General features: G+C 70.0%; 1 protein-coding gene. It reads left to right on the plus strand.

Features of this window, described 5'->3' with window-relative positions; genetic code table 11:
• Positions 1 to 290: hypothetical protein (locus EN852_RS39590; RefSeq protein ID WP_135879958.1), on the plus strand; the 290-nt coding region annotated here is incomplete at both ends.

A 290-nucleotide genomic window follows, 5' to 3' on the forward strand; every position in this document is an offset into this window, starting at 1 on the left:
GGCGCCGGTGGGCACCTGCTGTCCAACCTGGGCACGATCAGTTCGGTGGGCGGCGTGGCGGTCCAGCTCGGTGGCGGCAGCCGCGTCGAAAATGCGGGAAGCATCAGTACCGGCAACACAACCGCGCTGCAGTTCGTCGGCGCGGGCGACAGCGTGCTGGTCAACCGCGGAACGATCAGCGGGCGCACCGGCGTGCAGTTCGGTGCCGGCAATGACCGCCTGGACATGCAGGCCGGCAGCATCAGCGGCGGCGTCCTGCAGGGCGATGGCAACGACGTGCTGGTGCTGGG

It is taken from the genome of Mesorhizobium sp. M2E.F.Ca.ET.209.01.1.1 (genome assembly GCF_004010375.2).
Classification (GTDB): Bacteria; Pseudomonadota; Alphaproteobacteria; order Rhizobiales; family Rhizobiaceae; genus Mesorhizobium.